The organism is Rhizobium zaerense (genome assembly GCF_051810725.1).
Taxonomy (GTDB): domain Bacteria; phylum Pseudomonadota; class Alphaproteobacteria; order Rhizobiales; family Rhizobiaceae; genus Rhizobium; species Rhizobium leguminosarum_I.
In genome coordinates, this window is the sequence record NZ_CM132690.1 from 1,427,518 (window position 1) to 1,444,755 (window position 17,238).

At 60.6% G+C, this 17,238-nt stretch carries 14 protein-coding genes and 1 tRNA gene; 4 read left to right on the top strand and 11 right to left on the bottom strand.

The genetic code is table 11. The features are described 5' to 3' along the window. Nucleotides 1-57: 57 nt before the first annotated feature. A complete protein-coding gene (locus ACS4RR_RS06820; RefSeq protein ID WP_017968090.1) occupies nucleotides 58-321 on the bottom strand; it encodes a hypothetical protein in 264 nt (87 codons plus the stop codon). A 164-nt stretch (nucleotides 322-485) separates the two neighbouring features. Here ACS4RR_RS06820 and ACS4RR_RS06825 point away from each other — a divergent pair, with 164 nt between their 5' ends. From ACS4RR_RS06825 to ACS4RR_RS06835, 3 genes are all read left to right on the top strand, one after another. Further along, on the top strand, nucleotides 486-2,639 hold the full coding sequence (locus ACS4RR_RS06825) for a putative bifunctional diguanylate cyclase/phosphodiesterase (RefSeq protein ID WP_260109370.1): 2,154 nt from the start codon (nucleotides 486-488) through the stop codon (nucleotides 2,637-2,639). A gap of 442 nt (nucleotides 2,640-3,081) precedes the next feature. Continuing rightward, entirely contained in the window at nucleotides 3,082-4,281 is a 1,200-nt protein-coding gene (mnmA, locus tag ACS4RR_RS06830; protein WP_260109369.1) for a tRNA 2-thiouridine(34) synthase MnmA, read from the top strand. Between the two features lie 135 nt (nucleotides 4,282-4,416). After that, nucleotides 4,417-4,493 (top strand) — tRNA-Met (locus ACS4RR_RS06835). A 47-nt stretch (nucleotides 4,494-4,540) separates the two neighbouring features. Here ACS4RR_RS06835 and ACS4RR_RS06840 read toward each other — a convergent pair. The 8 genes from ACS4RR_RS06840 to pobA all read right to left on the bottom strand — a co-directional run bounded on the left by ACS4RR_RS06840 (nucleotide 4,541) and on the right by pobA (nucleotide 13,442). Then, a complete protein-coding gene (locus tag ACS4RR_RS06840) occupies nucleotides 4,541-5,731 on the bottom strand; it encodes an IS481 family transposase (RefSeq protein ID WP_260109368.1) in 1,191 nt (396 codons plus the stop codon). A gap of 510 nt (nucleotides 5,732-6,241) precedes the next feature. Then, entirely contained in the window at nucleotides 6,242-7,075 is an 834-nt protein-coding gene (locus ACS4RR_RS06845) for a cadherin-like domain-containing protein (protein ID WP_260109367.1), read from the bottom strand. A gap of 408 nt (nucleotides 7,076-7,483) precedes the next feature. Then, a complete protein-coding gene (locus tag ACS4RR_RS06850; RefSeq protein ID WP_222384630.1) occupies nucleotides 7,484-8,200 on the bottom strand; it encodes an ABC transporter ATP-binding protein in 717 nt (238 codons plus the stop codon). Next, nucleotides 8,181-8,945: an ABC transporter ATP-binding protein gene (locus tag ACS4RR_RS06855; protein WP_260109366.1), complete on the bottom strand. Its 765-nt coding sequence runs from the start codon at nucleotides 8,943-8,945 to the stop codon at nucleotides 8,181-8,183. Before ACS4RR_RS06855 ends, ACS4RR_RS06850 begins: the two co-directional genes overlap by 20 nt. Next, nucleotides 8,942-9,946 (bottom strand): branched-chain amino acid ABC transporter permease, encoded by a 1,005-nt coding sequence (locus ACS4RR_RS06860; RefSeq protein ID WP_260109365.1) that lies wholly within the window; start codon nucleotides 9,944-9,946, stop codon nucleotides 8,942-8,944. Before ACS4RR_RS06860 ends, ACS4RR_RS06855 begins: the two co-directional genes overlap by 4 nt. A 1-nt stretch (nucleotide 9,947) precedes the next feature. After that, a complete protein-coding gene (locus ACS4RR_RS06865; protein WP_260111068.1) occupies nucleotides 9,948-10,811 on the bottom strand; it encodes a branched-chain amino acid ABC transporter permease in 864 nt (287 codons plus the stop codon). Nucleotides 10,812-10,886: 75 nt separating this feature from the next. Then, nucleotides 10,887-12,059: an ABC transporter substrate-binding protein gene (locus ACS4RR_RS06870; protein ID WP_260109364.1), complete on the bottom strand. Its 1,173-nt coding sequence runs from the start codon at nucleotides 12,057-12,059 to the stop codon at nucleotides 10,887-10,889. A gap of 210 nt (nucleotides 12,060-12,269) precedes the next feature. Continuing rightward, a complete protein-coding gene (gene pobA / locus ACS4RR_RS06875; protein ID WP_260109363.1) occupies nucleotides 12,270-13,442 on the bottom strand; it encodes a 4-hydroxybenzoate 3-monooxygenase in 1,173 nt (390 codons plus the stop codon). A gap of 117 nt (nucleotides 13,443-13,559) precedes the next feature. Between pobA and ACS4RR_RS06880 the strand changes: the two genes are divergently transcribed. Further along, nucleotides 13,560-14,450: a helix-turn-helix domain-containing protein gene (locus ACS4RR_RS06880; protein WP_170279757.1), complete on the top strand. Its 891-nt coding sequence runs from the start codon at nucleotides 13,560-13,562 to the stop codon at nucleotides 14,448-14,450. 32 nt (nucleotides 14,451-14,482) lie between these two features. Here the strand turns inward: ACS4RR_RS06880 and ACS4RR_RS06885 are convergent, their stop codons facing one another. Continuing rightward, nucleotides 14,483-14,761, bottom strand: a complete 279-nt coding sequence (locus ACS4RR_RS06885; RefSeq protein WP_311202871.1) for a hypothetical protein — start codon at nucleotides 14,759-14,761, stop codon at nucleotides 14,483-14,485. Between the two features lie 79 nt (nucleotides 14,762-14,840). After that, on the bottom strand, nucleotides 14,841-17,225 hold the full coding sequence (locus tag ACS4RR_RS06890) for a phosphoketolase family protein (RefSeq protein WP_456189880.1): 2,385 nt from the start codon (nucleotides 17,223-17,225) through the stop codon (nucleotides 14,841-14,843). Nucleotides 17,226-17,238: the final 13 nt, after the last annotated feature.

Below are 17,238 nucleotides of genomic sequence, written 5' to 3' on the forward strand. Positions count from 1 at the left end.
AATGAAAAACCCGGCGCTGGAAACGGCGCCGGGTTTTTTGCTGTTTCAGAAGTTAAATTAATGGTGCCGGCGTTTCCGGCGGAGGATTTTGCCGGAACGGGCGGCATCGTCTTCAGCCTTGGTGCGGTGAAGGAAGGCGAGCCTGCTGCCGTCGAGGCCCTGGAAGAATTCATCCCAGGAAATCTCTTCCGGTTCCGAGGAAAAATCGACGCGGACGGTTTCGCTGTCCGGTGCGTTCTTGATGCGGGCGGGATGGCCGCCGCGCGCCTCGATCCAATGTCTGATTCTGCTGTAATCCGTCGTCGTGCCGAACCTGCCCATGAAACCCTCCTCAGCAATTCGAATGCGACATCGATCAGCGGGCAACGCACGATCGACGGAATTGTTCCAGGGCGCCCAAATCATTTTATCGAGGGCCGAGATCGTGATGGCAGACCGCTGCTTTGCACATTCTGAAGGCGGAAGCCTAAAGTTTAACCCTGAGTATGATTCTGATTTTATTTAACTTTTCTCGGTATACCCCTGGCATCGGCATCAACGGCACGCGAATTTCCATGGCCCCCTTGCAGAAGACCGAGCAGATCGAAGCATTAAACGACGACTTCCGGTCATTGTTTGCAACGCATCCGTCGCCGATGTGGGTCTATGATCCGACATCGCTGCGCTTTCTCATCGTCAACGAGGCGGCGGCGGCACTTTACGGCTACGGTGCGGACGAATACCGGCGCATGACGGTTCTGGATATTCGCCCTGAGCATGAGCGGGAACGGATGATCGATGCCGTCAGCGGCCGAACCGACATGGAAAAGGCGGAGCGCTGGGTTCACCTCAAGGCGAGTGGCGAGACCTTCGAAGTGCTGACCTATGGCCGAGAAGTGCGCTTCGAGGGCAGGGCCGCAATCCTGGCGATCGTGCAGGACCGCAGCGAGGTCAACGCCGCCAAACGCCAGATCAGCGATACACGCTCGCTTCTCGACAGCATCGTCGACAACCTGCCGGTCGGCGTCTTCGTCAAGGACATGGAAGCGGACGGGCTTTACATTCTCTTCAATGAGGCCTGCGGCGACATCGTCGGCATGCGGGCGGAGCACGTGGTCGGCCAAACCGACCGGGCGCTGTTTCCTCCCAGTCAGACAGACGCCTTCCGCGAGCAGGATCGCCGGGCCTTCGAAGCCAATACGGCGATCAGCTTCGAGGAGACCATGCTGCGCGCCGACGGTGCGCCGCGCCTCTTGCGCACCGTCAAGCGCGCCCTGCCGACGCCCGAGGGCCATTCGCCGCGTTATCTGCTCGGTATCTCGCAAGACGTGACGGAGGAGCGCGCCGTTGAGGCAAAGCTTGCCCATCTCGCTATGCATGATCCGCTCACCGGCCTGCCGAACCGGGCGGCATTTTCCATGCGTATCAACCAGCGGGCGGTCGAAGCGGCCGCCGACAGCCCGATTGCGCTGCTTTATATCGACGTCGATCACTTCAAGCATATCAACGACAGCAAGGGACACGCCGCCGGCGACGCGCTGCTTTGCCAGGTGTCGGAGCGGCTGCGTCAACTGGCGGAGGAGGGTGATCTTGTCGCCCGTCTTGGCGGCGACGAATTCGCCGTCGTGCTGGAGCTCGACGAGCCGGAGCGGGCCGTGCGTTTTGCGCAGCGGCTGCTCAAGGCGCTGAGCCGTGCCTTCGATCTCGACGGCGTCCGGGAGCACGTCACCTGCAGTATCGGCATCGCCTTGGCGCCCGATCATGCCGGCGACGCGGATGTGCTGATGCGGCACGCGGATCTTGCGCTCTATGCCGCCAAGGAGAGCGGACGCTCGACCTATCGTTTCTACGAGACGGAAATGCGGCTTGCCGCCGAGCGCCGGCACGTGATGACCGCCGAACTGTGGGAAGCGCTGGAGAAGCGCCAGTTCGAGCTGCACTACCAGCCGATCGTGCGGCTCGACAATGACGGCATCGGCGGCTTCGAGGCGCTGATCCGCTGGCGCCACCCCAAGCGCGGGCTGGTGGCGCCGATGGAATTCATTCCGCTTGCCGAGGAGACCGGCCTCATCGTCCCGATCGGCGACTGGGTGATCGGGGAAGCCTGCCGCGCGGCTGCCGGTTGGCCCGTTCATCTGAGGATCGCCGTCAATCTCTCCGTCAGCCAGTTTCGGCATGCGAGCCTGCTTTCGACCGTGGTGGCGGCGCTCGACGAGACGGGCCTCAATGCCGACCGGCTTGAAATCGAGATCACCGAGTCCGTATTCCTGACCGATGCCGACCAAAGCCTGCCGCTGCTGCGGGCATTGAAGGCGCTCGGCGTCCGCATCGCCATCGACGATTTCGGCACCGGCTATTCGTCGCTGAGCTATCTGAGGTCCTTCCCCTTCGACAAGATCAAGCTAGACCGCAGCTTCGTTTCGGGTATCGAGACGGATGCGGGCAATCTCGCCATCGTGCGCGCCGTCGCCGGCATCGGCTCCGGCTTCAATGCGACGACCCTGGCCGAAGGGATCGAGACGGAGGAGCAGTTGCAGAAGCTGCGCGCCGAAGGTTTCAGTGAGGTGCAGGGCTATCTGCTCGGCCGGCCGATGCCGCAGCACGAGGCGGAGGCGCTGATCCACGGCGGCGGTCTCAAGGCCGCTTCGTCACGCAGATAGAAGCGCTTGCTCTGTAGCGGGGATCAGCCGTCCGGCGCATGCCGCCTGGCGCTATCAAGCATTCGTCATTTTGAGAAAGGCGGCAGAAGCGGCATAATTGTCGTGGGCTGGAAAGGAGGATGTCTATGAAACGCTATTCATTCTCGATGATCGGACTGGCGCTCGTGACCGCCATTATCGCCAATCCGGGCATCGCATTCGCCTGCAACAAGCTGATCGGCACTTGAGCCGCACCCCCGCTTCCAAGGCGCGGCTTCGGCTGCGCCTTTCTTTGTGGGAATGCGAAACGCTCAGGCGCCGAACGCCGCCCCTTGCGTCCAGGGACAATCCTTTCTATATCGGTGCCTCATCGAGAGACGGCGGCCGATCCCGCCGGAGATCAGCAATCCGCCGCAATTGCAGCGCAATGGCGGATCGTGACCCAAGCAGAATGGCACCATCGTTGAACACACTGGATTTTGACAAGAAGCCGGAAGAGACCCGTGTCGTCGTTGCCATGTCGGGCGGCGTCGATTCATCCGTCGTCGCCGGCCTTCTCAAACAGCAGGGTTACGATGTGCTCGGCATTACGCTGCAGCTTTACGATCATGGCGCCGCCGTTCACCGCGCCGGCTCCTGCTGCGCCGGCCAGGATATCGACGATGCGCGCCGCGTCTGCGAAACGCTCGGCATCCCGCATTATGTGCTCGATTACGAAAAGCGCTTCCGCGAGACGGTGATCAATCCCTTCGCCGAGAGCTATGTGGCGGGCGAAACGCCGATCCCTTGCGTTTCCTGCAACCAGACCGTCAAATTCGCCGATCTGCTGGCGACCGCCAAGGAACTTGGCGCCGATGCGCTGGCGACCGGTCACTATATCCGCTCGGGACTGAACCCTTCGCCGGACAATCCCGGCCGCCGCGCGCTTTTCCGCCCGGCCGATGCCGACCGCGACCAAAGCTATTTCCTCTTCGCCACGACGCAGGAACAGATCGATTATCTCCGCTTTCCCCTGGGCGGCCTGCCGAAGGCCGAGACCCGCAGGCTTGCTGAAGAGATGGGCCTCGTCGTTGCCAAGAAGGCCGACAGCCAGGACATCTGCTTCGTGCCGCAGGGCAAATATTCCGACGTCATCACAAAGCTGAAGCCGAATGCGGCGCTCGCCGGTGAGATCGTCCATCTCGATGGTCGCGTGCTCGGAACCCATGAGGGTATCCTGCATTTCACGATCGGCCAGCGCCGCGGCATCGGCATCGCTACCGGCGAACCGCTCTACGTCGTCTTTCTGGACGCCCGTTCGCGCCGGGTGATCGTCGGACCGAAGGAGGCGCTGGAAACGCACCGCGTCTACCTGCGCGACATCAACTGGCTGGGCGACGAGACACTTCAGGAAGCCGCTTCCGGCAAGGGCTTTGCCTGTTACGCCAAAGTCCGCTCGACACGCGCGCCGGCGCCCGCCGTGCTCCATATCGATGCAACAGGCACCTATGTCGACCTGACGGTCGGCGAGGCGGGCATCGCACCCGGCCAGGCCTGCGCGCTTTATTCGGCCCCCGGCGACAACGCCCGCGTCTTCGGCGGCGGTTTCATCGAGCGCTCCGAGCGCGAGCCTTCGGCGGAAGCCTGCCTGAAGGTCCTTTTGGCCAACCCCGTCGCCGCTTGAAATCCATCGGAAACGGGAGGCGGCAAAGCCCACCGTTTTTCTCGATCATGCGCTTGACACAAAGCCGAAGCGCACCTTATAAGCCGCTCATCCCACGAACCGGCATCGCTTCGCGAGCGGGTATCGTTGACCAGTGGCGGAGTAGCTCAGTAGGTCAGAGCAGAGGAATCATAATCCTTGTGTCGGGGGTTCAAATCCCTCCTCCGCTACCAATTGTTTTCAGAAGTGTCCATTCCCGACACATAGGTAACGGAACGTACTAAGACATGGGTGACAACCTCGTGCCGAACGGGTTGTCGATGGTTTGCAAGGTTCTCTGCTCCAGGTCGATATATCCCAGATCATAGTGCATGAAGCTGACGAGCCAAATGCCGTTGTCGACTTCTTTGATGCCGAGTTTCTGTCCGGCCATGACGGTTGAGATATTGATCTTCTTGCGGTGCATACAGATGCGTCCACAATGGGTGACCAGCACGTCGCGGTCATGGAAGGGGTATTCGATCTCGGGCAGGCCGGTATAGAGGCGGTCTGACGGCCGATAAATCTCTGCCGGATGCCGCATGTTCAGCGCCTCATGTGGGCGTTCCTCGTTGAATTCGCGGATGAAGTCATCGAAGCGTGCCTGCTGTTGGAGGATCGTCCTGCCGGGCGGGCGGGTGGCCTCCTTCTTCAGCGTCAGATGCATGCGCTCGTGGCGGCCGTTCTGCTGCGGGTGACCGGGTTTGATGCGCTCGATGCCGATGCCGAGCCTCAGCCACCAGACCGACAGCTTCGACAGATTGTAGAGCCCATTGGGGCTGGCGAAGGGCAGACCGTTGTCGGAGCGGATGGCGGTGGGCAGCCCGCGTTCGGCAAAGAGCCTGCGGAAGGCTTCGAAGACGCCCTGCTCGCGGGTCGATTCGAAGGCCTCGCAGCAGAGAAGGTAGCGTGATGCCTGGTCGGTGACCGTCAAGGGGTAACAGTAGCGTCCGTTGCCGAGCTTGAACTCTCCCTTGAAATCGGCGCACCAGAGGTCATTGGGAGCAAGCGCTTCACCAAGCACCGTTCCCACGGCCTTGTTCGCCCGGTTCCTCTTGCGGGCCTGGCTCACAAGGCCGTGTCGGTCGAGCACGGCATGCACGGTGCTTGTGGCGGGAATGCGCACATCGCCTGCAAGCCGCTTGACCAGAAGCTCCCGGATTTTGCGTGCTCCCCAATATGGTTTTTCCTTCTTCAGTCGCACGATCATCGCCGTGACTGGCTCGGGCAACTGGTTGGCATAACGGACCGGTCGGCGCGACCGGTCCGTCAGGGCATCAAGCCCTTCGTCCTTGTAACGGTTGAAGATCTTGTAGCCGGTCTTGCGCGAGATGCCGAATTCCCGGCAAACATCGCTCATACCCTCGCCCTCAAGCAGCCGGGCGACAAATCGAAGACGTTCCTCCATGACCGAAATCTCTCTCCACGGCATCAACACCTCCCGCTTCAAAACGGAAAGTGTTACCCATGTCTCCGGTACAAAACGTCACCTATCTCTCAGGTCGGGCATCATTACATAAAGTGCGAAATTTAGGACTCCGATAAGAATCCTTTTTTGTGGGCGTGGTAGCATACTGGTCGCAGCGCCAAACGTGGTTGCGAGGGGACCAATCCCGTTGCGCCCTGATCTGCAGCATAACGACAAAGAGAGGCCTATCTGTAGAGCGTCAGAAGCAACAGAGGTATCTTCGTTGCCCAAAGGTGCGATGCGACAGCGATAATAATAGCCCATACGGCGAGCGAGAACATGACCGCCGCTAACCTGATCCCGACTGGCTGCATCATTTCCTCCATTCCAGCATAATCGTGCCCCCTCGAACGATCCAATGCTAGCAAGACGCAGGCCCGTCAGCTATCGCAAGATTTTGGTATCAGATAGCTACAGCGGAGCGCGCTTGGCGAAGGTGCAAAGATTCCGGCGAAGACTCCCTTTCCCCCTTCGTCAAACGATAAAATGAAAGTTGTCGTATTGCGCGCCGTAATAATCCGGGCCGCTCGTTTCGGTGATGACGGGCTCCGTGTCGAGGATGAGATAGTCGATTTCGCCGTAGGCGCTGAGATCGATCACTTGCGGGTCATGAATGCTGTCGGCGGTGACGTTGACCGTGACCAAGAAGACGGTATCGCCGTTTAGACGACCTTCGATCGTCAGAACGTTGTCATAGTCCGATGTGCCGTTTGCGACACTGAATTGCTCGATCTGAAAGTGGCCGCCGTCGGCGGCTTGGATGGGTGTCCAGAACACGCCTCCTCCCAGATAGTGGTTGCCATCCGCTTCCTCCAGCACAGTCGCGTCGTCACCATCGTGCCAGGCACCCCAATCAAAGCCTTTGTAGCCCGTCGGGAAGTCGTGGTTGCCGACATCCTCGAAATTCACGAAGATGTTGCCGTGTTCCGGCAAGTCGACCGCGATATTGAGCAGGCCGAAGTCGGTGGCGCCTTTGCCATCCGAGATCTTGAAATTGAACTGGTCGAAGAGTTGGTCTCCCGGGCCGAGCGCTGATACCACCGGGTTGGTATGATCGAGCTCGTATGTGTAATTGCCGTTGGAATAGACGGTCAGAGTGCCATATTTTCCCTCAACTGTGGTGGTCGTGGCAGGCCCGTTCGGATCGGCCGGTTGCGGAATTCGCTGTCCATTGACGAAGTTGAGACGCACCTGGTCTCCGTCGGCATCCGTGGAACTGGTATTGTCCAGAATGTTGCCGTCGATCGGGTTGTCGACGTTGAAAATAGGCTGGTATACGTCACCTGCGACCGGCTTGTGGTTTGCCATTTCTATCCTCCCGTGTGATTTTCTGTTCGACTATGCAACCCTATCGGGTATCTGGCAACCGAAATAGATGGAGCGTCAGAGCAATTCCGCCCGTCAGCGCCACAAATTCCGGTCGATTACAGCTCAACTATTCAAGTAAAGGGAGCGGCATAAACGTCGATCCTGCTTTATGAACGAGGATTTACGCCTTGTCTTACGTTGATGCCGCTTGATCGATCATGGTGTTTCTCGCCCTTTCAGGCGATCCGTCAATTCGGCCAGCGGAAAACTTTCAGGCAGGATAATCATGACGGGTCAATCATGACGTCGTCATGACGATATACTGCATGGATTGCTCGGCGGGTTCAGCGCAATCTTGAAGGCGAAAGGGGGCAATCAGCAGAGCCGGAGCTTTTGCCGATCATCCCATCAATGCAGGCCGCCGACCCCGAGCAGGCTCTCGACAGCCTCGTGATCCCTGGCGAGATTTTCCGGCGTTCCGGTCCATGCCAGTCTGCCGCGTTCGAGGATGACGACCTGATCGGCGAAATCGAGAGCGCTCTGGATGCGCTGCTCGACCAGCAGGATGGTCATGTCTCCCGCCTTGGCAAGGTCGGCGAAGGCCGCCATCAGTTCCTCGCAGATAACGGGCGCAAGGCCCTCCAGCGGTTCGTCAAGCAGCAGGACGGAGGGGCGACCGAGAATGGTGCGAGCCGTGGAGAGCATCTGCTGCTCGCCGCCAGAAAGCTGGCTGCCGAGGTTGCGGCGGCGCTCCTTCAGGCGCGGGAACATCGCATAGGCTTCCTCCAGCGCCCCTTTCGGCCGCGCCTTCAAGCCGACGAAAAGGTTTTCTTCGACTGTCAGCGTCGGGAAGACACAGCGCGCCTGGGGCACATATCCGAGGCCTTTGTGCGCGCGTGTAGCACTCGGTGCCGTCGTGACATCCAAATCGCCGAGACGGATGCTGCCCTCGTATCGCCTTGTCTGCCCTGCTAGCGTTGCCAAGAGCGTGGTCTTGCCCATGCCGTTGCGGCCGAGCACGGCAAGCCGGGCACCTGCCGGCACGGAGAAGGAAATGCCTTCGAGCACTCTCGTCGGCCCATATCCGGCCGACAGGTTGTCGACCTCAAGCGACAGGGCTGGCATTGGCATAGCTCCCGAGATAGGCCTCGCGCACGCGTGCATCCTTGGTGACGTCTTCAGGCCGGCCGTCGAAGATGATCGCGCCTGATGCAAGCACGATGACGCGTCTGGCAAAACGGAAGACGAGATCCATGTCGTGTTCGATCATCAGCACGGCGAGATCGGCGGGCAGATCGGCCAGCGCCCGCTCGATGCGGCCGGTATCGCTTTGCGGCACGCCGGCTGCGGGTTCGTCGAGCAGCAGCACTTTCGGCTTCAATGCCAGCGCCACGGCGATCTCGAGAAGCCGCTGCTGGCCATAGGCGATTTCGCTGACCTTGCGATGCATCAGGAAAGCCAGCCCGAGTTTTCCAAGGAGATCATCGACCTCAGCCATGACATCGGGCATACGCAGGAAATTGCCGAACATGTGCCCGGACTTTCCCTCGCGTTGAAGGACGGCAAGTCCCAGATGTTCGGCCGGGGTCATGTCCTGGAAGAGCCGCGTCACCTGAAAGGAGCGGACAAGACCGCGTCTGACCCTGCCGATCGCATCGACCTTCGTCACCACCTCGCCACCCAGGCGAACCTCGCCGGAATCGGGCGAGAGATTACCGGTCACGAGGTTGACGAAGGTGGTCTTGCCAGCGCCGTTCGGGCCGATCAGCGCGATGCGATCGCCAGGTGACATCGTCAGCGAGACATTATTGGTGACGGCAAGGCCGCCGAAGGCTTTCTTGAGATTGGCGACTTCGAAGACCGGGCTCATGAGCGTTGCTCCCTGCGGCGGCTAACGAAGGCTGCGGCCGTCCCGTAGAGACCTTTGGGCGCAAAGAGCACAACGGCGATCAGCAGCGCGCCGACCATGGTCAGCCAATGGAAGGGATTGGCGGCGGAGACATAGTCCTCGAAGAGCATGAAGATGACAGTGCCGGAAAGTGCCCCGAAGAGAGAACCGGTGCCGCCGAGCACCAGCATGACAAGCGCTTCGGCCGACTGCGTGAAAGACAGGCTGTCGAGGCCGACGACCTGTGTCGAGATCGCATTCAAGGCGCCGCCGACACCGGCAACGGCGCCTGATATTGCGTACATCCTGATCAGAGCTGCCTTCGGCGAAGCGCCCATGGCGCGGATGCGCAGCGGGTCCTGCTTGATGGCGCGACAGAGCATGCCGAAGGGCGAGCGAACCAGGACCCTCAGCAGCACGAAGACGATCAGCAGCAGCGCCATTCCGAAGAAGAAGGCGGTATGACCGTAGAGATCGAATTCGAACAGGCCGAAGACCGGGTCCGGCGCGATGCCGGAAAGTCCATCGCTGCCACCTGTCCAAGACGAGGCCTTGTTGGCGAATTCATGGAAGAGGTTGATCAGTGCAATCGACAGCACCAGCTGCGGCAGACCATGCGCACGCAGGATGATGGCGCCGCAGAGCAGCCCGGCAACCGCGCCGCCGGCAACGCCGGCCATCATCATCAGCAGCGGATCATTGATGCCGTAATGCGCCGACAGGATCCCGGCGGCATAGGCGCCGGAGCCGAAAAGTGCTGCATGGCCAAGCGTTGCGACGCCGCAATAACCGGTCACGAGATCGAGCGACAGGACGAGCAGCGCGATCGTGATAATCCGGGTCAGAAGGGCGAGATTATCGGGGAAGGTGAAATAGCCGATGGCGGCAATGGCTACGATGACCGCTATTCCGATAAGATCGCGGGTGATGAACCCGAGACGATGCTGGAGAGGCCCGTTTTCGTCATTCATGACAAGCGCCATCCTAGTTCACCCTTCCGGCAAGGCCGCGGGGGAAGACGCAGATGATGGCGATCACGGCGAGATAGAAGAAGAATTCGCCGAATTCCGGCATCAGATACCGTCCTGTCGTATCGATCGCGCCCAGCAGCAGGCAGGCGATCAGGGCGCCCGGAATGGAACCCGCGCCGCCGACGGAGACGACGACCAGGAAGGTGACCATGTAGCGCAGCGCATAATAGGGCTCGACGGGCAGGAGTTCGGCGCCGACCACGCCGCCGAAGGCCGCAAGCCCGACGGCGACGGCAAAGCTCATCGCGTAGATGATGTCGGTGCGCACGCCGAGTGCAGCAGCCATCGCCGCATCATCCACAGAGGCGCGCAGCTTGACGCCGAAGCTGGTCCTGTCGACCGCGAACCAGAGGGCGAGCGCCACGGCCAGGCCGCAGAGGATGACGAAAAGCCGGTGAACGGGAATGGTGCGAAAGCCGAGATCGGCCGATCCTTGCAGCGCAGCGGGCAGCGGTATGGTCTTCAGCGTCGGCCCCATCAGGTAATTGGCGATGCCGATGATGCAGAAGGTGAGGCCGATCGTCATCAGCACCTGGGTCAGTTCCGGCGCGCCATAGATCCGGCGGTAGAGAAAACGCTCGATGGGAACGGCGACGACGATCGTGATGACAACGGCAGCAATGACCGCTGCGGCATAACCGAGGCCGAGGTCGCGGGCGACATAGGAGGCGATGTAGCCGCCGATCATCGCGAAGGCGCCATGGGCCAGGTTGACGACACGCATCAGCCCCATGGTCACCGAAAGGCCGATCGATATCACGAAGAGCACCATGCCATAGGCAAGGGCGTCGACGGCTATGCTGAAGACTGTCTGCATTGACATACCTTGCTTCGATGCGGCGGGCTCGGCCTGATCGCAGGCCAAGCCCGTCACCGGCCTTGACGCTCGATGTTACTTGACGGCCGCCAGGCCCGGATCGCCCTGCTTCTCGAAGGTCTGGACCTCCTTGTTGATGTAGGTCCCGTCATCGGCCTTGACGACTTCACGCAGATAGATGTTCTGCGTGATGTGACGGCTTTCCGGATCGATCGAAACCGGGCCGCGCGGGCTCGTCCAGGCAAGCCCCTTGACCGCATCGACAGCCTTCTGAGCATCCTGCTTGCCGCCGGTCGCCTCGATCATCTTGTAGATGACATACATGCCGTCATAGGCGCTGACTGAGGGGAAGGAGAGTTCGGCCTTGTTGCCGATTGCTTTGGTCGCCGCCTCGACGAAAGCCTTGTTCTCGGGAGAATCGTGCGACACGGCGTAGTGGAAGGTCGTCTGGATGCCGAGTGCCGCATCGCCGAGCGCCGGCAGATCGGATTCCTGGGTCAGATCGCCCGGCGCGAAGAACTTGATGCCGGCAGCCTTCAGGCCATTGTCGTTATAAGCCTTGACGAAGCCGAGCGTCGTCGGGCCTGACGGCAGGAAGGCGAACACGCCCTCAGCGCCGGAATCCTTGATGCGCTGCATGATCGGGCTGAAGTCGTTGGTCGCAAGCGGCATGCGGATCGCCTCGACGATCTGGCCGCCGGCCTTTTCGAAGCCGGTCTTGAAGGCGTTCTCGGCGTCGATGCCGGGGCCGTAATCGCTGACGACCGAAATCACCTTCTTGACGCCGGCGTCGAAGGCGACCTTGGCGATCGGCGTCGATGTCTGCCAGGTGGTAAAGGAGGTGCGGACGACGAGCGGGCTTTTGGTCACGATCGCCGAGGTGGCGGCGTTCATGATAACCATCGGCACATTGCCCTGCTTCAGGATCGGCGTCACCGCCATGGCATCGGGCGTGAAGTAGAAGCCTGTGAGATACTGGACCTTTTCCTTGACGATCAGTTCCTGCGCCAGCGCCTTGGATTGGGCGGGATCGGCCTGCGGCACGTCGCGATAGACGATTTCCACCGTATCGCTGCCGACCTTGTTGCCGTTGACCGCCATATAGGCGTCGATGCCGGCCTTGAAGTTTTTGCCTTGGAGCGCGAACGGACCGGAGAACGGACCGATGACCCCGACTTTGATGGTGTCGGCATAGGCGCTCGTGCCCACGACGACTGCCGCAATGGCGGCCAGAAATAGCTTCTTCATTCTCTCTCTCCCTTTTTTGGCGCACTCCAGCGCCGTATTCGTTAGCTGCGAGAAATTTAGCGCGAACCTGTCATGCGAAATGGTGATGTAAAATGAAATAAGTGCCGTAATCCATAACTGTACAATTATGATTGTGGCTCGAAGAGCGGAACTATCGGCGGCCCGTTCTACGGTCGAATTTTGGTCCATGGCCCACCTCAGACACTTCTATCAGAATGGCAGCCCCACATAATTCTCCGCAAGCACCGTCGAGGCGGCGCGGGAATGGGTGAGATAGTCGAGGTCCGCCTCCTGGATCTTCTGGTCAAAATCCCCGGTATCCGGAAAGCGATGCATCATCGTCGTCATCCACCAGGAAAACCGCACGGCTTTCCACACGCGGGCGAGCGCCTTCTGCGAATAGGCGTCAATGCCACTATTCGAGCCTTCGCGGTAATGCTCGATCAGCCCGGAGAAAAGATAATGAACGTCGCTGGCTGCAAGGTTCAATCCCTTGGCGCCGGTCGGGGGGACGATATGGGCGGCGTCGCCGACCAGGAAAAGCCGGCCGAAGCGCATCGGCTCAGTGACGAAGGAGCGCAGCGGCGCGATCGATTTCTCGAAGGACGGCGCGGTCGCCAAAGCCTCGGCGTGATGCACCGGCAGACGCCGTCTCAGTTCGTCCCAGAAGCGATCGTCGCTCCAGTCCTCGATCTTCTCGTCGAGCGCGCATTGAATGTAGTAGCGGCTGCGGGTGGCCGAGCGCATCGAACAGAGCGCAAAGCCCCTTGGATGGTTGGCGTAGATCAACTCATGGCTGACAGGCGCCACGTCGGCAAGGACCCCCAGCCAGCCAAAGGGATAGACCTTCTCGAAACTCCTGATCGCACGTTCAGGGATGGCCTTGCGGCTGGCGCCGTGAAAGCCGTCGCAGCCGGCGATGAAGTCACAATCGATGCGCTTGGCAACACCGTCTTTCACATAGGTGACGAAGGGTGAATGGCCGTCGAAGTCATGCGGCGCGACGTCGACGGCATCATAAATCGACAGGGAGCCGCTTTCTTCGCGCCGCTCCATGAGATCGCGCGTCACTTCGGTCTGTCCATAAACCGTGACGCGCCTGCCGCCGGTCAGTTCGTGCAGGTCGATGCGATGGTCGCGGCCGTCGAAGGCCAGCGAGAAACCGTCATGCAGCAGGCCTTCGGCATGCAGCCTCGCGCCTGATTTGGCCTGATCCAGCAGCCCGACGGTGCCTTCCTCCAGAACGCCGGCACGAACCCGGCCGAGGATGTAATCCTTGTTCACGCGATCGAGAATGACATTGTCGATGCCGGCTTCGGTCAGAAGCTGGCCGAGCAGCAGGCCGGATGGTCCCGAACCGATGATGGCGACCTGAGTTCGCAAATGCTTCCTCCCTGCATTTTTGCGTTTTGCCAGATTCTGTCGTGTTGTCTCTGTCGCAGCAATGGACATTCCGGCCGAAAAATTGCACGAATCGAACATTAGTGCGGGAGCAGCCCTATGAGCAGACATGTCCCTACCTACGAACTCTACGGTGAGAATACCGGGCGAAAGCCCGATTTTTGGTTGCATTGCGAAACAATTCGCTCCCGCAGCAGCTTGCATCACTGGGAGATCCGACCGCACCGTCACGAGAGTTTCTTTCAGATATTGTACATCGAAGGCGGGTCAGGCGATGCGATCTTGGGCGAAAACAGCCATGCCATCCGTCCCCCGGCTATCATCACCGTGCCGCCCGGGCTCAACCATGGCTTTCGTTTTTCACGCGATATCGACGGCCTGGTGATCACCCTGTTGAGATCCCATCTCAGCCATCCGCCCGGCGACCGGAGCCATCTCGGCGAATGGCTGGCGGCGCCGCACCTGACGCCGCTCGATCCCGATCATGCCGAGGCTGCCTATGTCATGCAGACGTTGAAGCGGCTGGGCGACGAATTCGAGAACCGCCGCAGCGGCCGCAACGAGGCATTGGCCGCCTATGTCGCCTTGGCGCTGCGGCTGACGGCGAGGATTTCCCATGAGGGGAATACGCAGGAGCTTCCGCCAAACGAGAACGAGCGGCGGATGGAAATGCTGAGCGAACTCATTCAGCAACATTTTCGGTCACACAAGCCCGCGTCCTTCTACGCCAGGGAGCTTGGGCTTTCCCCGACGCATCTCACCCGTATCGTCCGGTCGATGACCGGCAATACTCCTCATGAATTGATCGCCGGCAAACTCGTCGAAGAGGCGAAACGCCAGCTGGTTTTCACGCTGGGCAGCGTTCAGGAAATCGGATTTCGGCTCGGCTTTGCCGACCCCGCCTATTTCTCGCGATTCTTCGTTAAATACACCGGAGAAACGCCGCGGGTCTGGCGCATGAAGGAGAAGGTTCGGCTTGAAGGTGTATAGGCCACCCGCAATGGTTGCGGCGCGCAACTGCCCTACCAGTCTTTGACGCCCTCTTCCGTGTTGCGGGCGCGTTCGCCGCCGCGGGTCTCGTATGCGTCTCGTTCCTCAGCTGACTTGACGGCATCGTCTGAGCCATCGCGCTGGGCTTCGGGCGTCATGTAGAAGGCGAGCACCTCTTCCAGCCGGGCGGCGGTAAGCGTGGCAGCGAAACTTTTCATGTCGTTTCCTCGGTCGACGGCCTTGAAGCTTGCCTCAGATGCATAGCTTACGATGCGGCCTTCAAGGAACAGTGCGCCGATGGTTTTCACCAACTTTAGACTTTGCTTGACGATTGCTCCCGCCGGATGATCTCTGCCGACCAGTTCCGCGCGATTCCCTCTGGTTTTCGTTTCACGCCGCCGGCCAGGTCCAGTTCCGCACCTCCGGCATGTCCTCACCATATTCACGGACATAGTCGTGATGCTCCGCAAGCTTGCCGCGGAAGGCTGCGAGCGCTTCGCCTGCCTTTTCCTTCAGGCCCGGCACACGCTCGATCGCTTCGATGGCGAGGTGGAAGCGGTCGAGTTCATTGAGGACGGTCATGTCGAAGGGGGTCGTCGTCGTACCTTCCTCGATGAAGCCGCGGACGTGGATGTTGCGGTGGTTGGTGCGTTTATAGGTCAGACGGTGGATGAGATAGGGATAGCCGTGATAGGCGAAAATGACAGGTTTGTCTGATGTGAAGATCGCATCAAATGCCTCATCGGTCAGGCCGTGCGGATGCTGATCCCTGGATTGCAGTGCCAGGAGATCGACGACGTTGACAGTGCGGATCTTCAGTTCCGGAATGGCGTTGCGCAGAAGATCGACGGCGGCAAGCGTCTCCATGGTCGGCACATCGCCGGCGCAGGCCATGACGAGATCGGGCAGGATCGTGTCGTCCTCGTTGCTCGCCCAGTGCCAGATGCCGATGCCGGCCTCGCAATGTTTCACCGCCTCGTCTATCGACAGCCATTGCGGCTCCGGCTGCTTGCCGGCGACAATGACGTTGATGCGGTCATAGGTGCGCAGGCAATGGTCGCCGACCCAGAGCAGGGTGTTGGCATCCGGCGGCAGGTAGATGCGGACGATATCGGCCTTCTTGTTGGCGACGAGGTCGACGAAGCCGGGATCTTGATGGCTGAAGCCGTTGTGGTCCTGACGCCAGACATGCGAGGTCAGCAGGTAGTTCAGCGACGAGATCGGCTTTCTCCACTCGAGTTCCCGCGTCACCTTCAGCCATTTGGCGTGCTGGTTGAACATGGAATCGATGATGTGGATGAAGGCCTCGTAGCAGGAAAACAGGCCGTGCCGGCCAGTCAATAGATAGCCTTCCAGCCAGCCCTGGCAGAGATGTTCGCTCAGCACCTCCATGACACGTCCATCCCGAGACAAGTGGACGTCGTAGGGCTCGATACCCTCCATCCAGACACGGTCGGTGACTTCGAAGACGCTGCCGAGACGGTTCGACTCTGTCTCGTCGGGGCCGAAGATACGGAAATTGGCAGCCTTCGCGTTGCGCTTCATCGTGTCGCGCAGGTAATGGCCGAGGATTTCCGTCGACTGCACCATGGCGCTGCCGTGCTTGCCGATATCGACCGCGCAGTCGCGTATACTTGGAACGTCGAGCTCTTTGCGCAGCAAACCGCCATTGGCGTTCGGATTGGCGCCCATGCGGCGCTCGCCGACAGGGGCGAGCGCCCGCAGCTCGGGTTTCAGCCGGCCGTCGCTGCCGAACAGGTCCTGCGGATCATAGCTGCGCATCCAGTCCTCGAGGATCTTGCGGTGCCCTTCGTTCTCGCGGCAGTTGGAGACCGGCACCTGGTGGGAGCGCCAGAAGCCTTCGACCTTCTTGCCGTCGACTTCCTTCGGTCCTGTCCAGCCCTTCGGGCTGCGCAGCACGATCATCGGCCAGCGCGGGCTGATATCGGGCGCTTTGCCATTGCGGGCTTCCTCCTGGATTTCGCGAATGCGGTCGAAGACCCTGTCGAAGGTCGCGGCCATCTGCTGGTGCATATCGCGCGGCTCGTGACCCTCAACGAAGAAGGGCTCATAGCCGTAGCCTTCAAAGAGGCTCCGCAAATCCTCGTGACTGGCGCGGCCAAGAATGGTCGGATTGGCGATCTTGTAGCCGTTCAGATGCAGGATCGGCAGCACGACGCCGTCGCGGGCAGGGTTCAGAAATTTGTTGGAGTGCCAGCTTGCTGCGAGCGGCCCGGTTTCGGCCTCGCCGTCGCCGACGACGCAGGCAACGATCAGATCGGGATTGTCGAAGGCGGCGCCATAGGCATGGACGAGGGCGTAACCGAGTTCGCCACCCTCGTGGATCGAGCCCGGTGTTTCGGGTGCCGCGTGGCTCGGAATGCCGCCGGGGAAGGAGAACTGCCGGAAGAGCTTGCGCATGCCCTCCGCATCCTCGGAAATATCGGGATAGATCTCGCTGTAGATGCCTTCGAGATAGGTGTTGGCGACCATGCCAGGCCCGCCATGGCCGGGGCCGCACATGTAGATGATGTCGAGGTCGCGAGCGCGGATGAGGCGGTTCAGATGCGCGTAGATGAAGTTGAGGCCGGGTGTCGTGCCCCAGTGGCCGAGCAGCCGGGGCTTGATGTGCTCCGGTTTCAGCGGCTCGCGCAGCAGCGGATTGGCCAGCAGATAGATCTGGCCGATGGAGAGATAGTTGGCGGCGCGCCAATAGCGGTCGATGAGCGTAAGTTCGGCATCGGTAAGGGCAGCGGTCGAGACATGCTTATCCATGGGTTTCTCCCGT